The organism is Sphingomonas asaccharolytica NBRC 15499 (assembly GCF_001598355.1).
Classification (GTDB): Bacteria; Pseudomonadota; Alphaproteobacteria; order Sphingomonadales; family Sphingomonadaceae; genus Sphingomonas; species Sphingomonas asaccharolytica.
The window spans coordinates 12,159-32,261 of the sequence record NZ_BCYU01000051.1 but is presented as its reverse complement, the minus strand read 5'-3'; the positions used below and the strand labels follow the sequence as shown (position 1 = coordinate 32,261).

24 protein-coding genes are annotated in these 20,103 nt (G+C 65.3%); 12 read left to right on the top strand and 12 right to left on the bottom strand.

Features of this window, described 5'->3' with window-relative positions:
- Positions 1–109: 109 nt before the first annotated feature.
- From SAS01S_RS14225 to SAS01S_RS14180, 10 genes are all read right to left on the bottom strand, one after another.
- Complete coding sequence (locus SAS01S_RS14225; RefSeq protein WP_066809512.1) at positions 110–1,009, bottom strand: SDR family NAD(P)-dependent oxidoreductase; 900 nt, start codon at positions 1,007–1,009, stop codon at positions 110–112.
- A gap of 142 nt (positions 1,010–1,151) precedes the next feature.
- Complete coding sequence (locus SAS01S_RS22850; RefSeq protein ID WP_066809509.1) at positions 1,152–1,439, bottom strand: hypothetical protein; 288 nt, start codon at positions 1,437–1,439, stop codon at positions 1,152–1,154.
- A gap of 67 nt (positions 1,440–1,506) precedes the next feature.
- Positions 1,507–1,851: a hypothetical protein gene (locus SAS01S_RS14215; protein WP_066809504.1), complete on the bottom strand. Its 345-nt coding sequence runs from the start codon at positions 1,849–1,851 to the stop codon at positions 1,507–1,509.
- Positions 1,852–1,938: 87 nt separating this feature from the next.
- Positions 1,939–2,631, bottom strand: a complete 693-nt coding sequence (gene phoB / locus SAS01S_RS14210; RefSeq protein WP_066809495.1) for a phosphate regulon transcriptional regulator PhoB — start codon at positions 2,629–2,631, stop codon at positions 1,939–1,941.
- A complete protein-coding gene (phoU, locus tag SAS01S_RS14205; protein ID WP_066809493.1) occupies positions 2,631–3,326 on the bottom strand; it encodes a phosphate signaling complex protein PhoU in 696 nt (231 codons plus the stop codon). The genes phoB and phoU overlap by 1 nt, the downstream gene beginning before the upstream one ends.
- 13 nt (positions 3,327–3,339) lie before the next feature.
- Complete coding sequence (gene pstB, locus SAS01S_RS14200; protein ID WP_066809530.1) at positions 3,340–4,086, bottom strand: phosphate ABC transporter ATP-binding protein PstB; 747 nt, start codon at positions 4,084–4,086, stop codon at positions 3,340–3,342.
- A 29-nt stretch (positions 4,087–4,115) separates the two neighbouring features.
- A complete protein-coding gene (pstA, locus tag SAS01S_RS14195) occupies positions 4,116–5,393 on the bottom strand; it encodes a phosphate ABC transporter permease PstA (RefSeq protein WP_066809491.1) in 1,278 nt (425 codons plus the stop codon).
- Positions 5,386–6,762, bottom strand: coding sequence for a phosphate ABC transporter permease subunit PstC (gene pstC, locus SAS01S_RS14190; RefSeq protein WP_066809490.1), 1,377 nt, complete (start codon positions 6,760–6,762; stop codon positions 5,386–5,388). The genes pstA and pstC overlap by 8 nt, the downstream gene beginning before the upstream one ends.
- 1 nt (position 6,763) lies before the next feature.
- Positions 6,764–7,810: a substrate-binding domain-containing protein gene (locus SAS01S_RS14185; protein ID WP_066809488.1), complete on the bottom strand. Its 1,047-nt coding sequence runs from the start codon at positions 7,808–7,810 to the stop codon at positions 6,764–6,766.
- 45 nt (positions 7,811–7,855) lie between these two features.
- Entirely contained in the window at positions 7,856–9,106 is a 1,251-nt protein-coding gene (locus SAS01S_RS14180) for an ATP-binding protein (RefSeq protein WP_066809486.1), read from the bottom strand.
- 113 nt (positions 9,107–9,219) lie between these two features.
- Here SAS01S_RS14180 and SAS01S_RS14175 point away from each other — a divergent pair, with 113 nt between their 5' ends.
- The 6 genes from SAS01S_RS14175 to SAS01S_RS14150 are packed head-to-tail and all read left to right on the top strand — an operon-like array spanning position 9,220 to position 13,177.
- Entirely contained in the window at positions 9,220–9,624 is a 405-nt protein-coding gene (locus SAS01S_RS14175) for a hypothetical protein (protein ID WP_066809483.1), read from the top strand.
- Positions 9,625–9,642: 18 nt separating this feature from the next.
- Complete coding sequence (locus tag SAS01S_RS14170) at positions 9,643–9,915, top strand: HPr-rel-A system PqqD family peptide chaperone (RefSeq protein ID WP_066809480.1); 273 nt, start codon at positions 9,643–9,645, stop codon at positions 9,913–9,915.
- Positions 9,912–10,772 (top strand): HprK-related kinase A, encoded by an 861-nt coding sequence (locus SAS01S_RS14165; RefSeq protein WP_066809478.1) that lies wholly within the window; start codon positions 9,912–9,914, stop codon positions 10,770–10,772. The genes SAS01S_RS14170 and SAS01S_RS14165 overlap by 4 nt, the downstream gene beginning before the upstream one ends.
- The gene (locus SAS01S_RS14160) at positions 10,757–11,767 is read left to right on the top strand and encodes a nucleotidyltransferase domain-containing protein (protein ID WP_066809475.1); all 1,011 of its coding nucleotides are present in this window, start codon (positions 10,757–10,759) and stop codon (positions 11,765–11,767) included. The genes SAS01S_RS14165 and SAS01S_RS14160 overlap by 16 nt, the downstream gene beginning before the upstream one ends.
- 49 nt (positions 11,768–11,816) lie before the next feature.
- Positions 11,817–12,725, top strand: coding sequence for a tetratricopeptide repeat protein (locus SAS01S_RS14155; protein WP_066809473.1), 909 nt, complete (start codon positions 11,817–11,819; stop codon positions 12,723–12,725).
- Positions 12,726–12,778: 53 nt separating this feature from the next.
- A complete protein-coding gene (locus tag SAS01S_RS14150; protein WP_066809471.1) occupies positions 12,779–13,177 on the top strand; it encodes a hypothetical protein in 399 nt (132 codons plus the stop codon).
- Here the strand turns inward: SAS01S_RS14150 and SAS01S_RS14145 are convergent.
- Positions 13,170–13,844, bottom strand: coding sequence for an HAD-IA family hydrolase (locus SAS01S_RS14145; protein ID WP_066809469.1), 675 nt, complete (start codon positions 13,842–13,844; stop codon positions 13,170–13,172). The genes SAS01S_RS14150 and SAS01S_RS14145 overlap by 8 nt on opposite strands.
- Positions 13,845–13,921: 77 nt before the next feature.
- On the opposite strand from SAS01S_RS14145, the gene glmU reads away from it, so the two are divergent.
- From glmU to SAS01S_RS14115, 6 genes are read left to right on the top strand one after another with little or no spacing between them, the layout of a single operon-like run.
- Complete coding sequence (gene glmU / locus SAS01S_RS14140; protein ID WP_066809460.1) at positions 13,922–15,277, top strand: bifunctional UDP-N-acetylglucosamine diphosphorylase/glucosamine-1-phosphate N-acetyltransferase GlmU; 1,356 nt, start codon at positions 13,922–13,924, stop codon at positions 15,275–15,277.
- A gap of 41 nt (positions 15,278–15,318) precedes the next feature.
- Positions 15,319–15,549, top strand: coding sequence for a ribbon-helix-helix protein, CopG family (locus SAS01S_RS14135; RefSeq protein ID WP_066809458.1), 231 nt, complete (start codon positions 15,319–15,321; stop codon positions 15,547–15,549).
- A gap of 3 nt (positions 15,550–15,552) precedes the next feature.
- Entirely contained in the window at positions 15,553–15,918 is a 366-nt protein-coding gene (locus tag SAS01S_RS14130) for a type II toxin-antitoxin system VapC family toxin (RefSeq protein ID WP_066809455.1), read from the top strand.
- Between the two features lie 15 nt (positions 15,919–15,933).
- On the top strand, positions 15,934–17,757 hold the full coding sequence (gene glmS / locus SAS01S_RS14125; RefSeq protein ID WP_066809452.1) for a glutamine--fructose-6-phosphate transaminase (isomerizing): 1,824 nt from the start codon (positions 15,934–15,936) through the stop codon (positions 17,755–17,757).
- Complete coding sequence (locus tag SAS01S_RS14120; protein ID WP_066809450.1) at positions 17,754–17,939, top strand: hypothetical protein; 186 nt, start codon at positions 17,754–17,756, stop codon at positions 17,937–17,939. The genes glmS and SAS01S_RS14120 overlap by 4 nt, the downstream gene beginning before the upstream one ends.
- A 32-nt stretch (positions 17,940–17,971) precedes the next feature.
- Positions 17,972–19,342 carry a cytochrome P450 gene (locus SAS01S_RS14115; RefSeq protein WP_066809447.1) on the top strand — a complete coding sequence of 457 codons (1,371 nt, stop codon included), beginning with the start codon at positions 17,972–17,974 and terminating at the stop codon, positions 19,340–19,342.
- Here SAS01S_RS14115 and SAS01S_RS14110 read toward each other — a convergent pair.
- Entirely contained in the window at positions 19,339–20,082 is a 744-nt protein-coding gene (locus tag SAS01S_RS14110; RefSeq protein ID WP_084239015.1) for a helix-turn-helix domain-containing protein, read from the bottom strand. The genes SAS01S_RS14115 and SAS01S_RS14110 overlap by 4 nt on opposite strands.
- Positions 20,083–20,103: the final 21 nt, after the last annotated feature.

Sequence of the window (20,103 nt, the reverse complement as noted above, 5' to 3'; positions counted from 1 at the left end):
GGGGGCCATCCACCGCTGACCTCCTGGCTTGTTGCTCTTTCGTCGCGGGCCCCCTCCACCATCGCTGCGCGATGGTCCCCCTCCCCGTTCCGGGGAGGATCTTATCGCCTCAGCCCCCGGTCAGTTTCTTCATGATCGACATCGACTGTTCATTGCCCGATTGCGGGGTCAGTTCGCCGGCGCGATCGGTGATCTCGGCCCAATGCGCTGCAACGCCCTCGGGTGACAGCTCATCGCCGGTCAGCAGCTTGCCTTGGGTCAGCGTGACATAGGCCGCCTGGAACACCCCGGCGCCAGCGCCGACAATGGCATTGGTCGGCGCGTCCTCACTGACCAGATAGAGCGCGGCGGGGGCGACCTTCTCGGGCGCGAACGCCTTGAACGCCTCGGCCGGGAACAGATCCTCGGTCATCCGCGTGCCCGCGGTCGGGGCGATCGTGTTGACCTTGATGTTGTACTTGGCGCCTTCGAGGTAGAGCGTCTTCGTCAGCCCCGCGAGCCCGAGCTTGGCGGCACCGTAATTGGCCTGGCCGAAATTGCCGAACAACCCAGTCGACGACGCGGTCATCAGGATGCGGCCATAGGCCTGTTCACGCATCGTCGCCCACACCGCCTTAGTGCAATTGGCCGACCCGTTGAGGTGGACGTCGACGACGAACTTGAAATCGGCCGGCTCCATATTGGCAAAGCTCTTGTCGCGCAGCACGCCGGCATTGTTGATCAGTATATGGACGCCGCCCCAGGCTTCCTTGGCCTTGGCGACCATCTCGACCATCTGTTCATATTCGGTGACGCTGCCGCCGTTCGACATCGCCTCGCCGCCCGCGGCCTTGATCTCTTCGACCACCTTGAGCGCGGCGTCCGAGTGACCGGTGCCATCGCGCGCGCCGCCCAGATCGTTGACGACGACCTTCGCGCCGCGTGCCGCCAGCGCCAACGCATATTCGCGGCCTAAGCCGCCGCCTGCGCCGGTAACGATGGCGACCTTGTCGTCGAAACGGATGCTCATGAAGTGCTCCCTAAATGGTTTGAGCGCTTCCTAGCCAAAGGCGCGCGTCGTGCAAGCCCGCCATACCGTAGACACGAAAAACCCGGCGCGGGTTGTGCCGACCCGCGCCGGGAAAGGGGAGCTTGCGACCCGTCTTATGCGGTTATTTGGGATCGTGCCGTTGTACGCACTTGTCGAATTGGCCGCGCTTGCACGGCGGATAGCTGGCCAGTGGTGCGGGCGGCGGGAAGGCGACGTTGGGAGGCGGTGCCTCCTTGAATACGATGGTAGCCCCTGGCGGCGGGGGCGGCGCCGGTGGTGGCGCATAACCGCCAGGAGGGGTCTCCGCGGTCGTATCGGTGGTTGCGGGCGATGGCGCCGATTGCGGCGTTTCCTGCGCCAAAGCTGGCACCGCCAACATAATGGCGGAGGCAAAGACGATCAGCCTCATACCGATCTCCTCGAAGGTCGCCCGGGGCAGGCGTCTGCCTACCCCGGTCGACGCAACAAACGGCCGATTATTTGCCGTGCGGCCGCGGCGTCGAATGCAGGCGCTCGCCCCGTGCGTTGGAGCGCTCCATACAATGATCGACCACGGTCTTTGTGCACATCGGCACATCGGCGCCGGTAGCGGGCGCCGCCGCGTCCGGAAGCGGTTGCACGACCGGCGTCGACGGCCCCATGGTCATCGTCGCCGGGCCGGCCGGCGGCCCGGGGGGAGCCGGCATCGGCGCGGCAGCCGGCGCGCTGGCATCGGGTGCAGGCGCCGGGGCGGTCTGCGGATCGGGTGGCGGCGCTGGCGTATTCTGCGCGATCGCGGGCATCGCGATCATGGCGGCCGCCGCAGCAAGGAATAACTTCATGCGAATCTCCTGGTTCTGCACGATCTTCCGTGACCCGACCCAAACGCGCCGCACGCGAATTGGCTCCCTCGTTTCGGATGCGATTCTTTACGCCCCTGAATCGAGGGCATAACCCGCCGATCGCACCGTGCGGATGACGTCCGGCCGGTCGCCGCGATTGATCGCTTTGCGCAGGCGCCGGATGTGGACGTCGACTGTGCGGCTCTCGATGTCGCTATCATGTCCCCACACCGCGTCGAGCAGGCGCTCTCGGCTGAACACCCAGCCGGGATGTTCGAGGAAGTGCTTGAGCAGGCGGAATTCGGTCGGGCCGAGCGGCACGACTTCGCCGCTGCGGCGGACTTTGTGCCCCACCGTATCCATCTCGATATCGCCATAGGTCAGCTGCTCGCCGGCCAGCGCCGGACGCACGCGGCGCAGCACCGCGCCGACCCGCGCGACCAGCTCGCGCGGAGAGAACGGCTTGGTGACGTAATCGTCGGCGCCGGTTTCCAGCCCGCGAACGCGATCCTCTTCTTCACCGCGCGCGGTGAGCATGATGATCGGGATGTTCGCGGTCTCGGGCATGCGGCGCAGACGCCGGCACACTTCGATTCCCGACAGTCCCTCGACCATCCAGTCGAGCAGGACGATATCGGGCGTGGCTTCCTTGGCGAGCAGCAACGCCTCTTCGCCGTCGGGCGTGTGCGCGACTTCGAAATCCTCGCGCTTGAAATGATAGACCAGCAATTCCGCCAGCGCGGCGTCGTCTTCAACCAGCAACATCTTGGCGCGTGCCATCACATTTCCCCTGACTTGCCGCGCTCACGCTCGGTCATTTGCGTGCCGGTGGCGGCGAAATAAATCATCTCGGCGACGTTGGTAGCGTGGTCGCCGATCCTCTCCAGGTTCTTGGCGACGAACAGCAGGTGCGCGACCTGACCAATCGTCGCGGGATTTTCGACCATATAGGTCACCAGCATGCGGAAGATGCTGTCGTAGAAATCGTCCAGCGCCTGGTCGCGCATGCAGACGTCGACCGCCGCCTGCTGATCGCGCGCAGCAAAGGCGTCGAGCGCGTCGTGCACCATTTCGGCCGCCATCTTGCCCATCGCCGGGATGACCGAGATCGGCTCGATGCGGTGCTCGCTTTCGATCATCGGCACGCGCTTGGCGATATTCTTGGCATAATCGCCGATCCGTTCGATCACGCCGGCGATCTTCAAGGCGGCGACCACTTCGCGCAAATCGTTGGCCATTGGCGCGCGCAGCGCGATGATGCGGACCGCCAGCGTCTCTACCTCGGCCTCGATCACGTCGATCTGCTTGTCGGCGAGGCGGACTTGCTGCGCGAGGTCGAGATCCACTCGTTGCAACGCGTTCATCGCATCGTGAATCGCGCGCTCGGCCAGCCCGCCCATCTGGCTGATCAGGCCGCGCAGCTGGCCGATCTCGTCGTCAAAGACCTTGACCGTATGTTCCTGGCCGGTTGCCATTCGCTCAAACTCCTCAGCCATAACGGCCGGTGATGTAATCGCGCGTCCGCTCTTCGCGCGGGTTGGTGAAGATGTCCGAGGTCTGACCGTACTCGACCAGCTGGCCGAGGTGGAAGAAGGCCGTGCGTTGCGACACGCGCGCGGCCTGCTGCATATTGTGCGTGACGACGACGATCGCGTAGCGGCCCTTGAGCTCGTGGATCAACTCTTCGATCTTGGCGGTGGCGATCGGATCGAGCGCCGAGCACGGCTCGTCCATCAGGATCACTTCGGGATCGACCGCGATCGCGCGCGCGATGCACAGCCGCTGCTGCTGGCCGCCCGACAACGCGGTGCCGCTGTCCGACAGGCGATCCTTGACCTCGCCCCACAGGCCGGCACGTGCCAGCGAGCGCTCGACGATGCGGTCCATATCGGCCTTGGACGAGGCCAGGCCGTGGATGCGCGGGCCGTAAGCGACATTTTCGTAGATCGACTTGGGGAAAGGGTTGGGCTTCTGGAACACCATGCCGACGCGGGCGCGCAACTGGACCACGTCCATTTCGCGCGCATAGACGTCCTCGCCGTCCAGCCGGATATCGCCTTCGACCCGCGCCGAGGCGATGGTGTCGTTCATCCGGTTGAGCGTGCGAAGAAAAGTCGACTTGCCGCAGCCCGACGGGCCGATGAACGCGGTCACCTTGTCCTGGTCGATGTCGATCGACACGTCGCTGATCGCTTGCGTCGCGCCGTACCAGACGCTGACGTTCTGCGCGCTCATCTTGTGATCAATCGAGGTTTTGTTGTCGGTCACCAGCGGGTCTCAAAACGGTTGCGAAGGTAGATGGCGACGCCGTTCATCGCCAACAGGAAGACGAGCAGGACGATGATCGCGGCCGAGGTCTTCTCGATGAAGCCGCGGCTGACTTCGTCCGACCACAGGAAGATCTGGACGGGGAGCACCGTCGAGGGATCGGTCAGCTTGCCCGGCGGCGTGGCGATGAACGCGCGCATCCCGATCATCAGCAATGGCGCGGTTTCGCCCAGCGCGCGGGCCATGCCGATGATCGTGCCGGTCAAAATACCCGGCAGCGCGAGCGGCAAAACGTGGTGGAAGACGACCTGGACCGGGCTGGCACCGAGCGCGAGCGCGGCGTCGCGGATCGACGGCGGTACTGCCTTGATCGCGTTGCGGCTGGCGATGACGATCACCGGCATCGTCATCAACGCGAGCGTCAGCCCGCCGACCAATGCGGCGGAGCGCGGTAGCTGGAAGGTGTTGAGGAACACTGCCAGGCCGAGCAGGCCGAAGATGATCGACGGCACCGCGGCAAGGTTGTTGATCGATACTTCGATCAGGTCGGTCCAGCGGTTCCGCGGCGCATATTCCTCGAGATAGAGCGCCGACAGCACCCCGATCGGGAAGGCGAGCGCCAAGGTCACCAGCATCGTCAGCAACGATCCCTTGAGCGCGCCCCAGATACCGACCGCGGTCGGATCGGTCGAATCCGATCCCGACAGAAATCCCCAATTGAAGCCGGTGCGCAATTGTCCGGCGTCGGTCAGCAGCTGCGCGCGATCCTCGGCCAAGGGAGTGCCATCTGCCTTGGCGGCGGTGTCGATGTCGCTGGCGGCGGGCAGCCACAATCTTGCCCGGCCGATCGCCAGTCGAGGATCGGCCTTGAGCGCCTGGCGTACGATCGTGTCGGCGCCGTCTGAGAACAACGCCGGCCCCTCGGTGCCGTATTGTGCGGCTGCGGCGCGATCGACCACCGCGTCGAGCTCCGCGCCGGCGAGCGCGAGATCGGCGCCCGGCCCCTTGATCCGATCCGGCGTCAGACCGAGTCCGGCGGCCGGAAAATCGATCGGCAGCGCGATCTCGGTCGTCACGAAGCCGCGCGCGCCGTTGGCCACCATCGTCACGAGCAAGAACAACAGGAAACTCACCGACAGCACGATCGCCGCCAGGCCGAACAGCCGGAAGCGGCGCTCGGCGGCGTAGCGGCGGCGGACGCGCCGCTCCATCTGTGGATTCTTCCAGTCGGTCGGCACGCGTTCGGCCGCGGCGGGATCGAGCGGCCTATTCATAAGCTTCCCGATAGCGTTTCACGACGGTCAGCGCGATGATGTTGAGCAGCAAGGTGATGACGAACAGCGTCATCCCCAGCGCGAACGCGGCCAGCGTCTTGGGGCTGTCGAAACTCGCTTCGCCGGTCAACAGGTCGACGATCTGCTTGGTGACCGTGGTCGCCGAATTGAACGGATTGAGGCTGATCGTTGCCGCGCCCGAGGCGGCCATCACAACGATCATCGTCTCGCCGATCGCCCGGCTGATCGCGAGCAGCACGCCGCCGACCACGCCGGGCAAGGCGGCTGGCAGCAGGACGCGGCTGATCGTCTCGCTCGGCGTCGCGCCCATCGCCAGGCTGCCGTCGCGCATCGCCGCCGGTACCGCGGCGATGGCGTCATCGGCCATCGACGAGACGAACGGGATGATCATCACGCCCATTACCAGTCCCGCCGCCAATGCGCTTTCGGAGGTCGCGTTGGGAATGCCGATCGCCACGCCCAATTGGCGCAGTGCCGGCCCGACGATCAGCGCGGCGAAATAACCATAGACCACGGTCGGCACGCCCGCGAGGATCTCCAGCGTCGGCTTCATCCACCTACGCAGGCGAGGCGAAGCATATTGCGTCAGATAGATCGCGCTCATCAAGCCGAACGGGATCGCCACCAGCATCGCGATCACCGCGCCGATAAAGAACGTTCCCCAGAACAACGGCACCGCGCCCAAGCTCGCGCCGGGGTTTCGAGGGTCGACGACCTGCGGACTCCAACGCATGCCGAACAGGAAATCGGTGATCGGCACGGTGCCGAAGAAGCGCGCGCTTTCGACCAATAGAGAGGCGACGATGCCGATCGTCGTCAGGATCGCGATCAGCGAGGCAGCGAGCAGGCCGGCCATCACGATCCGCTCGATCCTAGTCCGTGCGTTGAAGCCGGGACGGATACGCAGGAAAGCGAACGCGCCACCGGCAAGACCAAGCAGCAAGGCGGTCGCGCCGCCGATCCAGCCATAACGGGCCTGTTCGATGGCGTAAGCCGGGGCGAGCTGGGTCGAGATGGCGTTGAGCGGCGTGCGGTGGCGATCACTGGCGATCGCGCGCGCCTCCGACAGGATTGCCGCGCGCTCGAAGCCGGGCGGCGGGAGTTGCGCCGCTGCCGGCGTCTTGAGCACGGCGTCGGTCGCCAGGCCGGGCGCGCACGCTCCCCAAACCGCGAGGAACAGCAAAGGAGGCAATATGGTCCACATCGCGGCAAACGAGCCATGATGGCGCGGCAGGGACGAGAAGCGTTGCCCCGGCACCTTGCGGAATGCGATCGCGCGGACGCGCCCCGACAGCCAGGCGATCAGCCCGAGCCCAGCGACCAGGAAAAGGAGCGCAAGGGTCGGCAATTCAGCTCAACGTCTTCGGGTCGAGCAGTGTCTGGCGCTGCACGATCGCCGTCGAGCGCGCGCGCACGTCGGCGGGTGCAGAGATCAGCCCGCGGCGAACCAGCGGCCCGTCAGGCGCCCAGGCCTGGGCATAGGCATTGAGGAACGCCTTCAGGTTCGGGATCGCGCTGAGATGCGCTTTCTTGACGTAGAGGAACAGCGGCCGCGATCCCGGATAGCGACCGCTCGCGATCGTTTCGTAAGTCGGCTCGATGCCGTTGAGCGGCACGCCATTCAGCCGGTCCTTATTCTCCTCCAGATACGAATAGCCGAAGATGCCGATCGCGTTGGGATTGGCCTGGAGTTTCTGGACGATCAGATTGTCGTTCTCGCCGGCGTCGATATAGGGCCCGTCGTCGCGCACGCGGGTGCAGGTCTTGGCGAAATCGTCCGGGCGCGTCTCGCGGATCGCGGTCATGCCCGGCATCATCTGTTCGCAGCCGCGCGCCAGGATCAGCTCGGCGACGGCGTCGCGCGTGCCGCTGGTCGACGGCGGGCCGTAGACCTGGATGGCGATCGCCGGCAGCGTCGGGTTGACGTCGTGCCAGGTTTTGGCACGATTGGGCTGACCGCCGGGCTCGGCCGCCAGCGCCCTGTAGAGGTCGATTGGGGTCAGTTGCAGCTTGGGCCCCTCATTGGCTTCCGCGAAAGCGACGCCGTCCAGCCCGATTTGGATTTCCAGCAACTCGCTTGCGCCGTTCGCCGCGCAGGTCCGATATTCGCTTGCCTTGATCCGCCGACTGGCGTCGGCGATGTCGGGATATTGGCCGCCCAATCCCTTGCAGAACAGGTTCAGCCCGCCGCCGGTGCCGGTCGACTCGATCACTGGCGCCGGCACCCCGGGATTGGCCGCGACGAATTGTTCGGCGACCAGGGTGGTGAAGGGATAGACGGTAGACGATCCGACCACGCTGATCCGGTCACGCCCGGCGCCCGCCAGCGCCGCCTGGTCCTGGCACGCAACCAGCAATAGGGATGCCGCGCCGACGAGCGCGATCGAGCGAATCATGATGGGCCTTCCCGCCGGGGCGACTCGCCCCTTGCCAGCGCGCTATCACGCCGGTTTCGGGCCCTCTGTGACAGTCGCGTTACCCTTTGATGACAACGCGGCCGGTAGCAGGATCGTCACCACCGTTCCACGACCCACCTGGCTAGCGATATCCAGCCTGCCGCGATGGCGTTCAACGATGTGCTTGACGATCGCGAGCCCCAGGCCGGTGCCGCCCAACGCGCGGCTGCGCCCAGAATCGACGCGGTAGAATCGCTCGGTCAGCCGCGGAATATGTTCGGGCGGAATGCCGTCGCCCTCGTCGCCGACCGACAAGCGGACCATGTTGCTGGCATCGCGCCACAGCTTGACCGTCACCGGCGTTCCGGCACGGCCATACTTCATCGCGTTGCCGATCAGATTATGCAGCGCCTGGCTCAGCTGGATGCGATCGCCGCCGACCGGTGGCACATTGGCGGCGATGTCTGCGACGATTTCGGCCGCACGCCCATCCGCGCTGTCCATCAATTCCGAATGAACTTCCGAAACCAGGTCGGCGAGATCGACCGAGGCATCGGGCAGGCGGTATTTCTCGGCCTCGATCCGGCTGAGCGAGATGAGGTCCTCGACCAGCCGCTGCATCCGCCGGGCTTCGTCGGCCATGACCTTGAGGAAACGGTCGCGCATCGCCGGATCTTCGCCCGCGCCATCGGCCAGCGTCTCGGCAAAGCCGAGGATCGACGCGAGCGGCGTGCGCAATTCGTGGCTGGCATTGGCGACGAAATCGACCCGCATCCGCTCGGCGGCATAGCTGCGCGTCTGGTCGATCAGATGCGCGACCCGCCGCCCGTCGGGCAGATCGGTGACGCGCAATTCCCAACGCTGGTCGAGCGTGCCGAGGCCGACGAGGTTGATCGCCTCGGATGAACCCTCACCGACTGGCGCGGTCAACCGCTCGGCGGCGGCCGGGTGGCGGATCGCGAGCCGCACGTCCTGGCCGGTGATGTGGTTGCCGAGCACATCGCGCGCGGCGCCATTGGCTTCCTCGACCCGGCCGCCGGCGATGACGAGCACCGGCTCGACGATCGCCTCGAGCACCGAGCCCAATCGCGCCGGCGCGGGCGCGGTACCGATATCGGTTTCGGCCGGTGCCGCCGGGCTGGGATCGACGCCCAGCGTCACGAGCGCGGCGATGATCGCCCCGACCAGTGTCACCAGCGCGCTCGCCACGTCGCCCGACAGGACGAACACGCCGATTGCCGCCACCAGAGCGGCGAGCATGCCGAGCATGAAGCGAGGGCCGAAGCGGGTCGTCATTGCCGGTGGTTCCTAGGGCGTGCGCCAGTCAGCGGCAATGCCCGCACCCACCGCGCGCGGTAACCATTTCATCGGCTTGCCAGTCGCGCGCTAATGTGAAAGGCGTCTCAACCATGGACGAGAACACGACCGATCGTCAGGCGAACGAACTGCAGCCGACGCGCCGCCGCGCGCTGATGCTCGGCGCGGCAACCGCGTCGGTCGTCATCTCGATCCGCCCTGCGCTCGCGCAGACCAATGCATCGGTGCTGACCTGCGAAATCCCGGTGCCCGATGCCGGCCGGGCTGGCATGTACGTCTCGGCCGACGGGTCGCTCGTACCCAACGGCACCAAGGACGCCTTTCCCGGCGCGACCAAGCCATTCAAGGCGGAGGATGTCCGCACCGCGCTCAATGGCGGTACCTTGCCGGGTACGACCGACGCGCAGAGCCGCGCTTACACCGCCTATATCCGCCGCCTGCAGCATGGCACCGCCGGCTTCACCTGCTTCGCCTCGCTGCAGATGCCGCGCGGCTGAGCCGCCGGACGTCGGGAGATGGCGACCCTCTATCGCGCCGCATCGTCCGACAGCCTGATCGTGGCGCCGATCGATGTGCTCACTGCCATCTATCATCGCGCCTCGGGGCAGACGCATCTGATGGCGTCGCCGGCGCCTGAAATCCTCGAAGCGCTCGCCGACGCGCCGCTCGATGCTGGGGCATTGCTGGCGAAATTGCGTGTCGATTACGATCTGGTCGATGCCGATCCCGAAGCGCTGATCGCGCGGCTCGACGAGTTGGTCGAAACGGGGCTCGTCGAGCGGCGATGAGGCACGTTTTCTCGGTCGCGATCGGCCCGGTCGGCTTCCGCCTCGGGTCGGACTGGCGCGGGCCGGTCGCCGCGCTCGAGCGACTCTACGCGAGCTATCCCGGGCCTCAGGATGGTATCGCCGATTTCACCGTGCGATTGTTCGCCGACCGACCCTGGCGGCGGATCTTTCGCCCCAAGGTGATGATCGGCGGCGACTTCGTTCTGCCCGAAGCAGCACCGCTCAGCCTCGAACACGGCTTGCTCGCCGCCGAGATGGCGATGAATCTGCAGATGGCACTCGGCCAACGGCGCTATCTGCTGCTCCATGCTTCGGCGGTCGAACGCAATGGCAAGGCGCTGGTCATGACCGGGCTGTCGGGCGCGGGCAAATCGACGCTCGCTGCCTTGCTGATGACGCGCGGCTGGCGGTTGATGGGTGACGAGTTCGCGCTGCTCGATCCGGCAACCGGGCTGATCCACGCCTTTCCGCGTCTTATCAGCCTGAAGAACGAAGCCATCGGTGTGATGCAGGGGGCAGCGCCTGACGGCATGTTCGGTCCATTGCTCGCCGATACGCCAAAGGGCGCGATCCGCCATTTGGTACCCGACGAACGATCGGTCGCCGCGATGCTCGAGCCCGCGCGGCCGGCGCTGATCCTGTTTCCCACCTTCGGACATGACGCCGCGACGCGAGAGGTCGCGCCCAGCGAGGTGTTCGTCCGCCTGACCCAAGCGTCGACCAATTACGTCGCGCTCGCCGAGCGCGGCTTCACGGCGTTGACGCGCTTGGTGGCTGAGACTCCTGCGCGCGCGATCGACTATCCCGACACCGAAAGCGCGATCGCGCAGGTCGAGGCATTATGGGCCTCGCTCTAGACGGCCGCCTCCTGGCGCGGGCGCTGGCCGATCCTGCGTCGGTCGCGACGCTCGATAGCGCGGGCTGGCAGGCATTGCTGACCATGGCGCGCGCCGAGTTGCTGAGCGCGACACTGGCGCATCGGCTCGATGGCATCGCCAAGCCGGCGGCGGCGCAGCGTTTCCTCGACGACGCCAAGGCGTCATGCGCGCAGGGGCGCCTCGTCGCCTTGTGGGAAGTCGAGATGGCGCGCCGCGCGCTCGGCGATCTCGGCGTGCCGGTCGTCCTGCTCAAGGGCAGTGCGTTCATCGCCGCGGGGCTGGCGGCGGGGCAGGGGCGGTTCGTCGGCGATCTCGACATCCTGGTGCCGCGCGCCGAACTCGATCGCGTCGAAGCGGCGTTGCTCGGTGCGGGGTGGGAATGGGTCAAGCCCGACCCTTATGACGACGCTTATTATCGCCGCTGGATGCACGAACTGCCGCCGCTGATCCATCGCGTGCGCGACCGCATGATCGACGTCCACCACACGATCCTGCCGCCGACCGCGCGCCCGACGCCGGATGCCGATGCGCTGATTGCCGACAGCATCGCGTTGCCGAACGGGCTGCACATGCTCAACTCAGACGACATGATCTGCCACGCCGCCGCGCATTTGTTCGCCGATGGCGATTTGTCGGGCGGGATGCGCAATCTGTGGGACATCCACCGCCTGGTCGACGACTTCGGCATCGCCGGTCTGGCCGAGCGTGCGCGGCGACACGGTTTGGCGCCGGCGGTGCGCCGTGCGCTCCGGCTGTCCCATGCGCTGTACGACACGCAATTGCGCGACGGCTGGGCGCGATCGGGAAGCGATGACGACCTATATCTGCGCAGGCTGACGGCGCGTGATGGCTGGGGGCGGCAGACCCGGCCGGTCACCCGGCTCGGCTTCTATGTGCGCTCGCATTGGCTGCGCATGCCGCCGCTGATGCTGGCGCGGCACCTCTGGACCAAATGGCGCAAACAGGCGGGCTGACGACCACCGGATCGCGATGATATGAAGCGACGATTCGGGGGAGATCATCATGACCAGAAAGTGGATTGCCCTGGCGATCGCCGGGTTGTGCGTGGGGAGCGGCGCGGCCTGGGCGGAAAGCGCGCAGATGCGGGGCAAGTTTCCGGCCAATGTCCGCGAGGCGGATTTGCTCGAAAACGTCGTGGTCGATCGCTTCAACGGCCGCGACGCGCGGCAGTTCGAGGCGGCACTGGAACAGGCGATCGGCGTCCCCGCCGGCCGGCCAGATGGGGTGCTTTCCGGCGGCGTCACCACCGGAGTCGAGGAAAGCAAATATCAGGGCAATGAGGAACGCTGCGTCGAGTGGAAGGATGGCAAGCAGGACGGCACCTGCACCAAGCGCGCCAAGGTCGACCTGCCATGCATCCGCCGCGTCATCGACCTGACCGTCAGCGTCCGCCTGCTTCGCGTGGCCGACAACATGCCGGTCTGGTCCGACAACAAGCCGTCGCGTGACGAGACGACTTGGTGTCAGGGCAAGGCGCCGTGGCGCACCACCGAGGAAGCGGTGTCGGCGATGATCAATGATCTGGCGCAAAAGATCCGCCTCGACGTACGGCCGCGCTGGGAAACCTACAAAGTCCGCTTTCGCGAGGATCGCGACGGCATGCCCAAGGACATCGGCAGCGAGTTCAAGGAAATCGTGAAGCTGTCGAACCGCGATGTGGCCTCGGCGTGCCGGCAATGGGCCGAGCTCAACGGCCGCCTGCCCAACCATCCGTCTGTACTCTACGATCTCGGCGTGTGTGCGGAAGCGACTGGACGCTATGCTGATGCCCAGTCCCTCTATCGTTCGGCACAGGCGGCTCTGCCGAAGCGGTCGAGCGAGATGGCGGAGTCGGCGGATCGCGTCGCTCGTCTGATGATCGCCCGCGCCGACGATGAAGAACGGGCGCGGCGGCCAGGCAATCCGCGCTAGCCGCGCTGCCTGCGCTGCGGCAGACTGATCGCGATAGAGACAGGAGGGCGACGATGCGTTTCGCGATAATGGTGGCCGCCGCGGCGGCGCTGGTAGGCTGTTCGATGGGGCAGGACATGTCCGCCACTGATTCTGCGGTGGCCGATTTCCACGCCAAGCTGAACAACGGTCAGTTCGCGGCGATCGCCGCCGCGGCCGGACCGGAAATGAAGAATGGCGGCATCGATTTTCCCGCCTTTATCGAAAAGATCCACACCAAGCTCGGCACTTTCCGGTCGACCGCGCGGCAGGGGTTCAATGACAATATCAACAATGGCGATCACACGTTCACGGCCAGCTATGCCAGCGTCTATTCGAGCGGACCGGCGAGCGAGAATTTTGTCTATCGGTTGAACAGCGGGAAGCCGGTGCTGGTCGGTTATCACGTCGAATCGGCGGCTTTGCTCAAATAGTTGGCTGGGCCTTAGCCATGCGCGTGAGCGTCGGCAGCAAGTCGCGATAATCGGCGAAGACCGCATTGGCGCCTGGAACGCCACCGCCGTCCGGAGCGAACAGGGCGACCGGAACACCAGCAGCGCGCGCCGCGTCCACGTCGTAGATCGAGTCTCCGACAAAGGCTGCAGGTCCAGAGTTGCCGCACTTGCGCAACAGGAGATCGATCGGTGCGCGGTCCGGCTTCATCGCGACGAGACCCGGCGTATCGCCGCCGATGATGCAGCTGAAGCGATCGGTAAGGCCCAGGGCGTCGAGCAGTGCTAAGGAGAAGCGTTCGCGCTTATTGGTCACCACAGCCAAGGTGATCCCTAGCTTTCGCAGCGCATCCAGCGCCTCGAGCACGCCCGGAAAGGGGCGGGTATGGTCGACGATGTGTGCGGCATAAAAGGCAAGCATCTCGGGAAGCAGGTCGTCGAGCCGTTCGTCTCCGCCTGTCGCGGTCAGCGCCTGCTGCAGCATCACGCGCGACCCGCCGCCGATCATCGGCCGCACCTGCTCGATGGTCAGCGGCGGCCGCCCGATCTCCGCCAGCGCATGGTTCACCGCCGCCGCGAGGTCGGCGACACTGTCGACCAAGGTTCCATCGAGGTCGAAGCCGACCAGGCCAAAGGGGAAATCGTTCATCCCAACGCCGCCTGCCAGCAACGCTATGGAAAAGGCAATATGTTCGTGGCAGGGCGCTGGCCACGGAGACGCCTGCCATGACCAATCCAATCGCCGCGATCATCCTTGCCGCCGGCATGGGCACGCGGATGAAATCCGACCTGCACAAGGTGCTTCACCCGATTGCGGGTCGGCCGATGCTGCTCCATCTGATCGACAACGTGCAGGCGCTTGACGCGTCACGGATCGTCGTCGTCGCGGGTGCTCGGCGTGAGCAGGTCGAGGCGGCAGTGACCCCGCTCGGTGTCGAGGTTGCGATCCAGGCCGAGCAACTCGGGACGGGCCATGCCGTGCAGCAGGCCGAGTCAGCGCTCGCCGGCTTCGAAGGCGATGTGCTGATCCTTTACGGCGACGTGCCCCTGGTCTCCACCGCCACGATGGCGCGGATGATCGAGCGGTTGCGCGGCGACGGCGAGCCTAGTGTCGTGGTGCTCGGTTTCCGTCCCGCCGATGCTGCCGCTTATGGCCGTGTCATCGCCGATAAAGATGGCCGTATCGCGAAGATCGTCGAGTATAAGGACGCTTCGGCCGACGAGCGCGCGGTGACGCTGTGCAACTCGGGCCTGATGGCGGTGCGCTCGGCCGATCTGTTCCGGCTGCTTGCCCAAGTGACCAACGACAATGCCGCGGGCGAATATTATTTGACCGACCTCGCCGAACTGGCGGTGAAGGACGGACGCGGCGCGGTGGTGGTCGAGACTGCCGCCGATGAAGTGGCGGGCGTCAACAGCAGGGCCGAACTCGCCGCGGTCGATGCTAGTTGGCAGGAGAAGCGCCGCGTCCAGGCGATGGCCGAGGGGGCGACCTTAGTCGATCCGGCGACCGTCTGGTTCTCGTTCGACACGCAGGTCGGTCGCGACGTGCTGATCCAGCCCAACGTCTTCTTCGGTCCGGGCGTGTCCGTCGCCGACGGCGCAACAATCCACGGATTCAGCCATATCGAGGGCGCGACGATCGGCGCTGGGGCGGAAGTCGGTCCCTATGCACGGCTACGTCCCGGCGCGGTGCTCGGAGAGAAATCCAAAGTCGGCAATTTCGTCGAGGTCAAGAAAGCGGTGCTCGGCAAGGGCGCCAAGGCCAACCATCTGACCTATCTCGGCGATGCGGAGATCGGCGCGGGCGCGAATATAGGCGCGGGCACGATTACCTGCAATTATGATGGCTTCTTCAAGTATAAGACGGTGATTGGGGAGGAAGCGTTCATCGGCTCCAACTCGGCCCTGGTCGCGCCAGTCACGATCGGCGCCGGCGCGATCGTCGCGGCGGGATCGACGGTGACCAGGGATGTGGAACCCGACGCGCTTCGCCTCGTTCGCCCCGACCAGCAGACCAAGCCGGGTTGGGCGAAACGGTTCCGCGAGATGATGACCGCCAAAAAGAACGCGTCCAGGTAACGAATCCTTGATATGATATCGCGATATGATATCTAGATATCATGCGTACTCTTGTTGATATTCCCGACGACGATATCGAGTGGCTCGATCGCAAAGCCAGCGAGGAGGGTAAGTCGCGCGCGGCGGTATTGCGAGAAGCGGTATCGGCCTATCGCGCGGAAGCCAGCAAGGATTGGATCACGCGCGGCGCCGGTTATTGGAAGAATCGCCAGGATATCGGGGATGCGGTCGAATATCAGCGTGCGATGCGCGAAGATCGCGATAACGGCTGACCCGTGGCAGATCCGTTTTTCGATACCAATATCCTGATCGATTGGCTGTTCGACCGGCCGCAGGCGATCGGCGAACTCGCTCGCTATCAGAGGCATCGGATCAGCCGGGTCGTCTGGACCGAGTTGCTCGCGGGGGAACCGGTCGAGACGCGACGCGACGTGCAGGCGCTGCTCCACCCGTTCGAGGTCGTCGATGTGGATCAACGTATCGCACAGGCTGCGGCGGACATTCGCTATCGAACCGGGATGAAGCTGCTCGACGCGTTCATCCTGGCAACGGCGCAGGCCAACGGCGCGATCCTCGTGACGCGTAATACCAAGGATTTCCCGGCGACAATGCCAGGCATCCGCGTTCCCTATACTTTGTAAGAAAGCTCCCGAACCATGTGCGGAATCATCGGAATAGTTGGCAAGGAACAGGTTGCGGGTCGGCTGGTCGAAGGGCTGCGGCGGATGGAATATCGTGGCTATGATTCGGCCGGCGTCTGCACCGTACAGGACGGCCAGCTGATCCGCCGCCGCGCCGAGGGTAAGCTCAAGAATCTCGAGGCGGTGCTCGCCGCCGATCCGGCGCCGGGCACGACCGGCATCGCGCATACCCGCTGGGCGACGCATGGCGCGCCGACCACCTCAAACGCGCATCCGCACGCGACGAAGGAGGTCGCGCTGGTCCACAACGGTATCATCGAGAATTTCAAGCCGCTGCGCGAGGCGCTCCAGGCGCGCGGCCGCGTGTTCGAGAGCGAGACCGATACCGAAGTCGTCGCGCATCTGGTCAGCGAGCAGGTCGAGGCGGGCAAGTCGCCGCAAGAGGCAGTGAAGGGCGTTCTGCCGCAGTTGCGCGGCGCCTTCGCGCTGGCGATCGCCTTCCGTGAGCATCCCGAAATGCTGGTTGGCGCGCGGCTCGGGTCGCCGCTGGTCGTCGGCTATGGCGATGGCGAGACTTATCTCGGCTCGGATGCGCTGGCGCTGGCCGGGCTGACGCAGCGTATCGCCTATCTCGACGAAGGCGATTGGGTCGTCATCACCGCCGATGGCGCGCAGATTTTCGACGCGGAGAACAACCCGGTCGAGCGCGAGATCACGATTTCGGGCGCGACCGGCGCGATGATCGAGAAGGGCAATTACCGCCACTTCATGCTCAAGGAGATCCACGAGCAGCCGATCGTCGTCGCGCAGACATTGCGTTCTTACATTCGCGGCGTCGAGCAGACCGTCGCGCTGCCGCAGATGGATTTCGACCTGTCGACGGTGAAGCGCATCACCATCGTGGCGTGCGGCACCAGCTTCTACGCCGGCCTCGTCGCAAAATATTGGTTCGAGAGCTTCGCGCGCGTTCCCGTCGATATCGATGTCGCCAGCGAATTCCGCTATCGCGACCCGGTATTCGAGGATGGCGGTCTGTCGCTGTTCATCAGCCAATCGGGCGAGACCGCCGACACGCTCGCGGCTCTCCGCCATGCCAAGAAGGCCGGGCAAAAGATCGCCGTCGTCGTCAATGTGCCGACCAGCACAATGGCACGCGAGGCCGATCTGCTGCTGCCGACGCATGCCGGGCCGGAGATCGGTGTCGCCTCGACCAAGGCGTTCTCTTGCCAGCTCGCGGTGCTTGCCGCGCTTGCCGCGCATCTGGCGGTGGTCAAGGGCAAGATGAGCCGCGACGAAGAGGTCACGGTGGTCAAGCATTTGATCGAGGCGCCGGCGGCGCTCAACGCGGCGCTAGCTTATGACGACGCAATCGCCGCCATGGCGCACCTCATCGCACCGGCGCGCGACGTGCTCTATCTCGGCCGAGGGCCGGACTATCCACTGGCGATGGAAGGCGCGCTGAAGCTCAAGGAAATCAGTTACATCCACGCCGAAGGTTATGCGGCGGGCGAGATGAAGCACGGGCCGATCGCATTGATCGACGAGAATGTACCGATCATCGTCATCGCGCCGTCGGGGCCGCTGTTCGAAAAGACCGTCAGCAATATGCAGGAAAGCCAGGCGCGCGGCGGCAAGATCGTGCTGATCTCCGATGCTGAAGGATTGGCCGAAGCGGGCGACGGGTGTCTGGCGACGATCGAGATGCCGAAAGTTCACCCCCTGATCGCGCCGTTGGTCTATGCCGTGCCCGTCCAGTTGCTGGCCTATCATGTGGCCGTGGTGAAGGGGACCGACGTGGATCAGCCGCGCAATCTCGCTAAATCGGTCACGGTCGAATGATTCTCACCGTCGTCGCCGGTATTATCGTCGGCCTGCTGCTTATCGGCGGATTGATTGCGATCGTTCTGAGGTTGCCGCCCTCGAAGAGCCGCCTCGAACCGCATTCAATGGGTGGCGACTGGTGGCAGAACGACAACTCAAGCGGCGACGGCTCTGGCGGCGGTCATGGCGGAGGCCATTAGGCGTCGATGGCCGGATTAGAGTAACCAGCATCATGGCCTACGCCCACACGTTCAAAGCCAACCCGCACTGGTTGCCGCGCAACCCAGCCCAATCGCTGGCGCACATCCCCGGCGACGATGGCCTGCCGATCGTCGGCAATTCACTTCGCTTGCTGTCCGATCCGGTCAAGTTCGGCCGCGAGATGTTCGAGCGGTTCGGACCGGTTTATCGCAATCGCGCGCTCGGCAGCACCAGTGTGACCCTGCTCGGCCCTGACGCCAACGAACTCGTCCTGTTCGACCGCGACCGTCTATTCTCGTCCGAACAGGGCTGGGGACCTCTGCTCAACCTGCTGTTTCCGCGCGGGCTGATGCTGATGGACTTCGACAAGCATCGCGCCGATCGCAAGACCTTGTCGGTCGCCTTCAAGCCCGAGCCGATGCGGCATTACGCTACCCAGCTCGATGCCGGTATCGCCGCGCGGATCGGCGAATGGAGCGGCAGCCTGCGCTTCTACGACGCGATCAAGAAGCTGACGCTCGATCTCGCCGCGACCAGCTTCCTGGGCGTATCGCTCGGCGCCGAAGCCGATCGCATCAATCGGGCGTTCGTCGACGAGGTGCAGGCGAGCGTAGCGCCGATCCGCTCGCCACTGCCCGGCACGATGATGCGGCGGGGCGTCAAAGCGCGGGCCTATCTGATCGACTGGTTCGAACGCGAGATCCCGGCGCGGCGGCGGGACGCGCGGGGCGGCAACGGCGAGGATTTCTTCTCGCAATTCTGCCGCGCGACCGATGAGGACGGACAGGAGCTGCCGGCTGCCGCGATCGCCGACCACATGAATTTCCTGATGATGGCGGCGCACGACACGATTACTTCGTCGGCGACGACCCTGGTCATGCTGCTCGCACGCAATCCGGAATGGCAGCAACGGTTGCGTGAAGAGATTGCCGGGCTCGACTGGCAGTTGCCGCTGACAGAGCAGCTCGATCGCCTGATCTTGACCGATTACGCATTCCGGGAGGCGCTACGACTGATGCCGCCCGTGCCGTCGTTGCCGCGCCGCGCGCTGCGTGATTTCAGCTTCGGCGGGTTCGACATTCCCGCCGGCACCGCTGTGGGAATCGGTGTCACCTGGACGCATCGTATGCCGGACATCTGGTCCGATCCGTTGAGATTCGATCCGATGCGCTTCACGCCGGACGCGTCGAGAGGCCGCCATCGCTTCGCCTGGGTGCCTTATGGCGGAGGTGCGCATATGTGCCTGGGCCTGCACTTTGCGCAGATGCAGATGAAGTTGCTGATCGTGCATTTGCTGACGCGCTATCGGGTCGAGATTGAGCCCGGTGCGGGCGATGCCTGGCAGATGTTTCCGATCCCGCGGCCCAAGGACGGCCTGCCCGTCAGGCTGATTCCGGCTTAGTCTCCCCGCGCCAACTCGGCGCACACCGCCGCGGTATGTTCGTCGGCCGGGAAGGTGCAGTCAATGCGGATCTCGTCGAGCGTCACGTCGTGCGGTGCGGCGAAGGTGGTGATCGTCTCGAAGAAGCGCAGTTCGCCGCGCGGACTGGCGAAGGTGAAAGTGACGATCGGGTCGCCATCATCGTCGGCGTCGCCAAGCTGCCAGCGTTGCGGCACGCCGGGATAGGACAAAGCGGCGTCGAGCAGCGCGCGTGAGCGACGGTCGGTAGGGTTGGCGGCGAGGTCATCGTGCAGATGCCGAACGAACCGCCGCGCGACCTCCGGCCAGTTGAGGATGACCTGGCGGAAGTCGTTCGGATCGAACAATTGATGGATCAGATTGCTGTGCGTGCTTTGCCAATCGCCGAGCAGCAGCTTGTTCATCCGGATCGCCGCCTGATTGACCTCCAGCACTTCCCAATGCCGGCTGATGACGAAGGCGGGATACGGTTCCTGGTGCGCCAGGATCAGGTCGATCGCCTTGCGCACGCGATCGAGCGCGGGTGCCGCGAGCGCGCTTTCGGGATGGATCGCTGCATAGCCGGCGGCACGGAGCAGCGCGTTACGGTCGCGCAGTGGCATGTCGAGCGCATCGGCCAGGCGCGCCACCATCTCGCGGCTGGCGCGCGCCTTGCCGGTTTCGATGCAGCTCAGATGCCGGGTCGAGATCCCGGTATCGAGCGACAGGTCGAGCTGGCTCATGCGCCGCGCGCCGCGCCATTC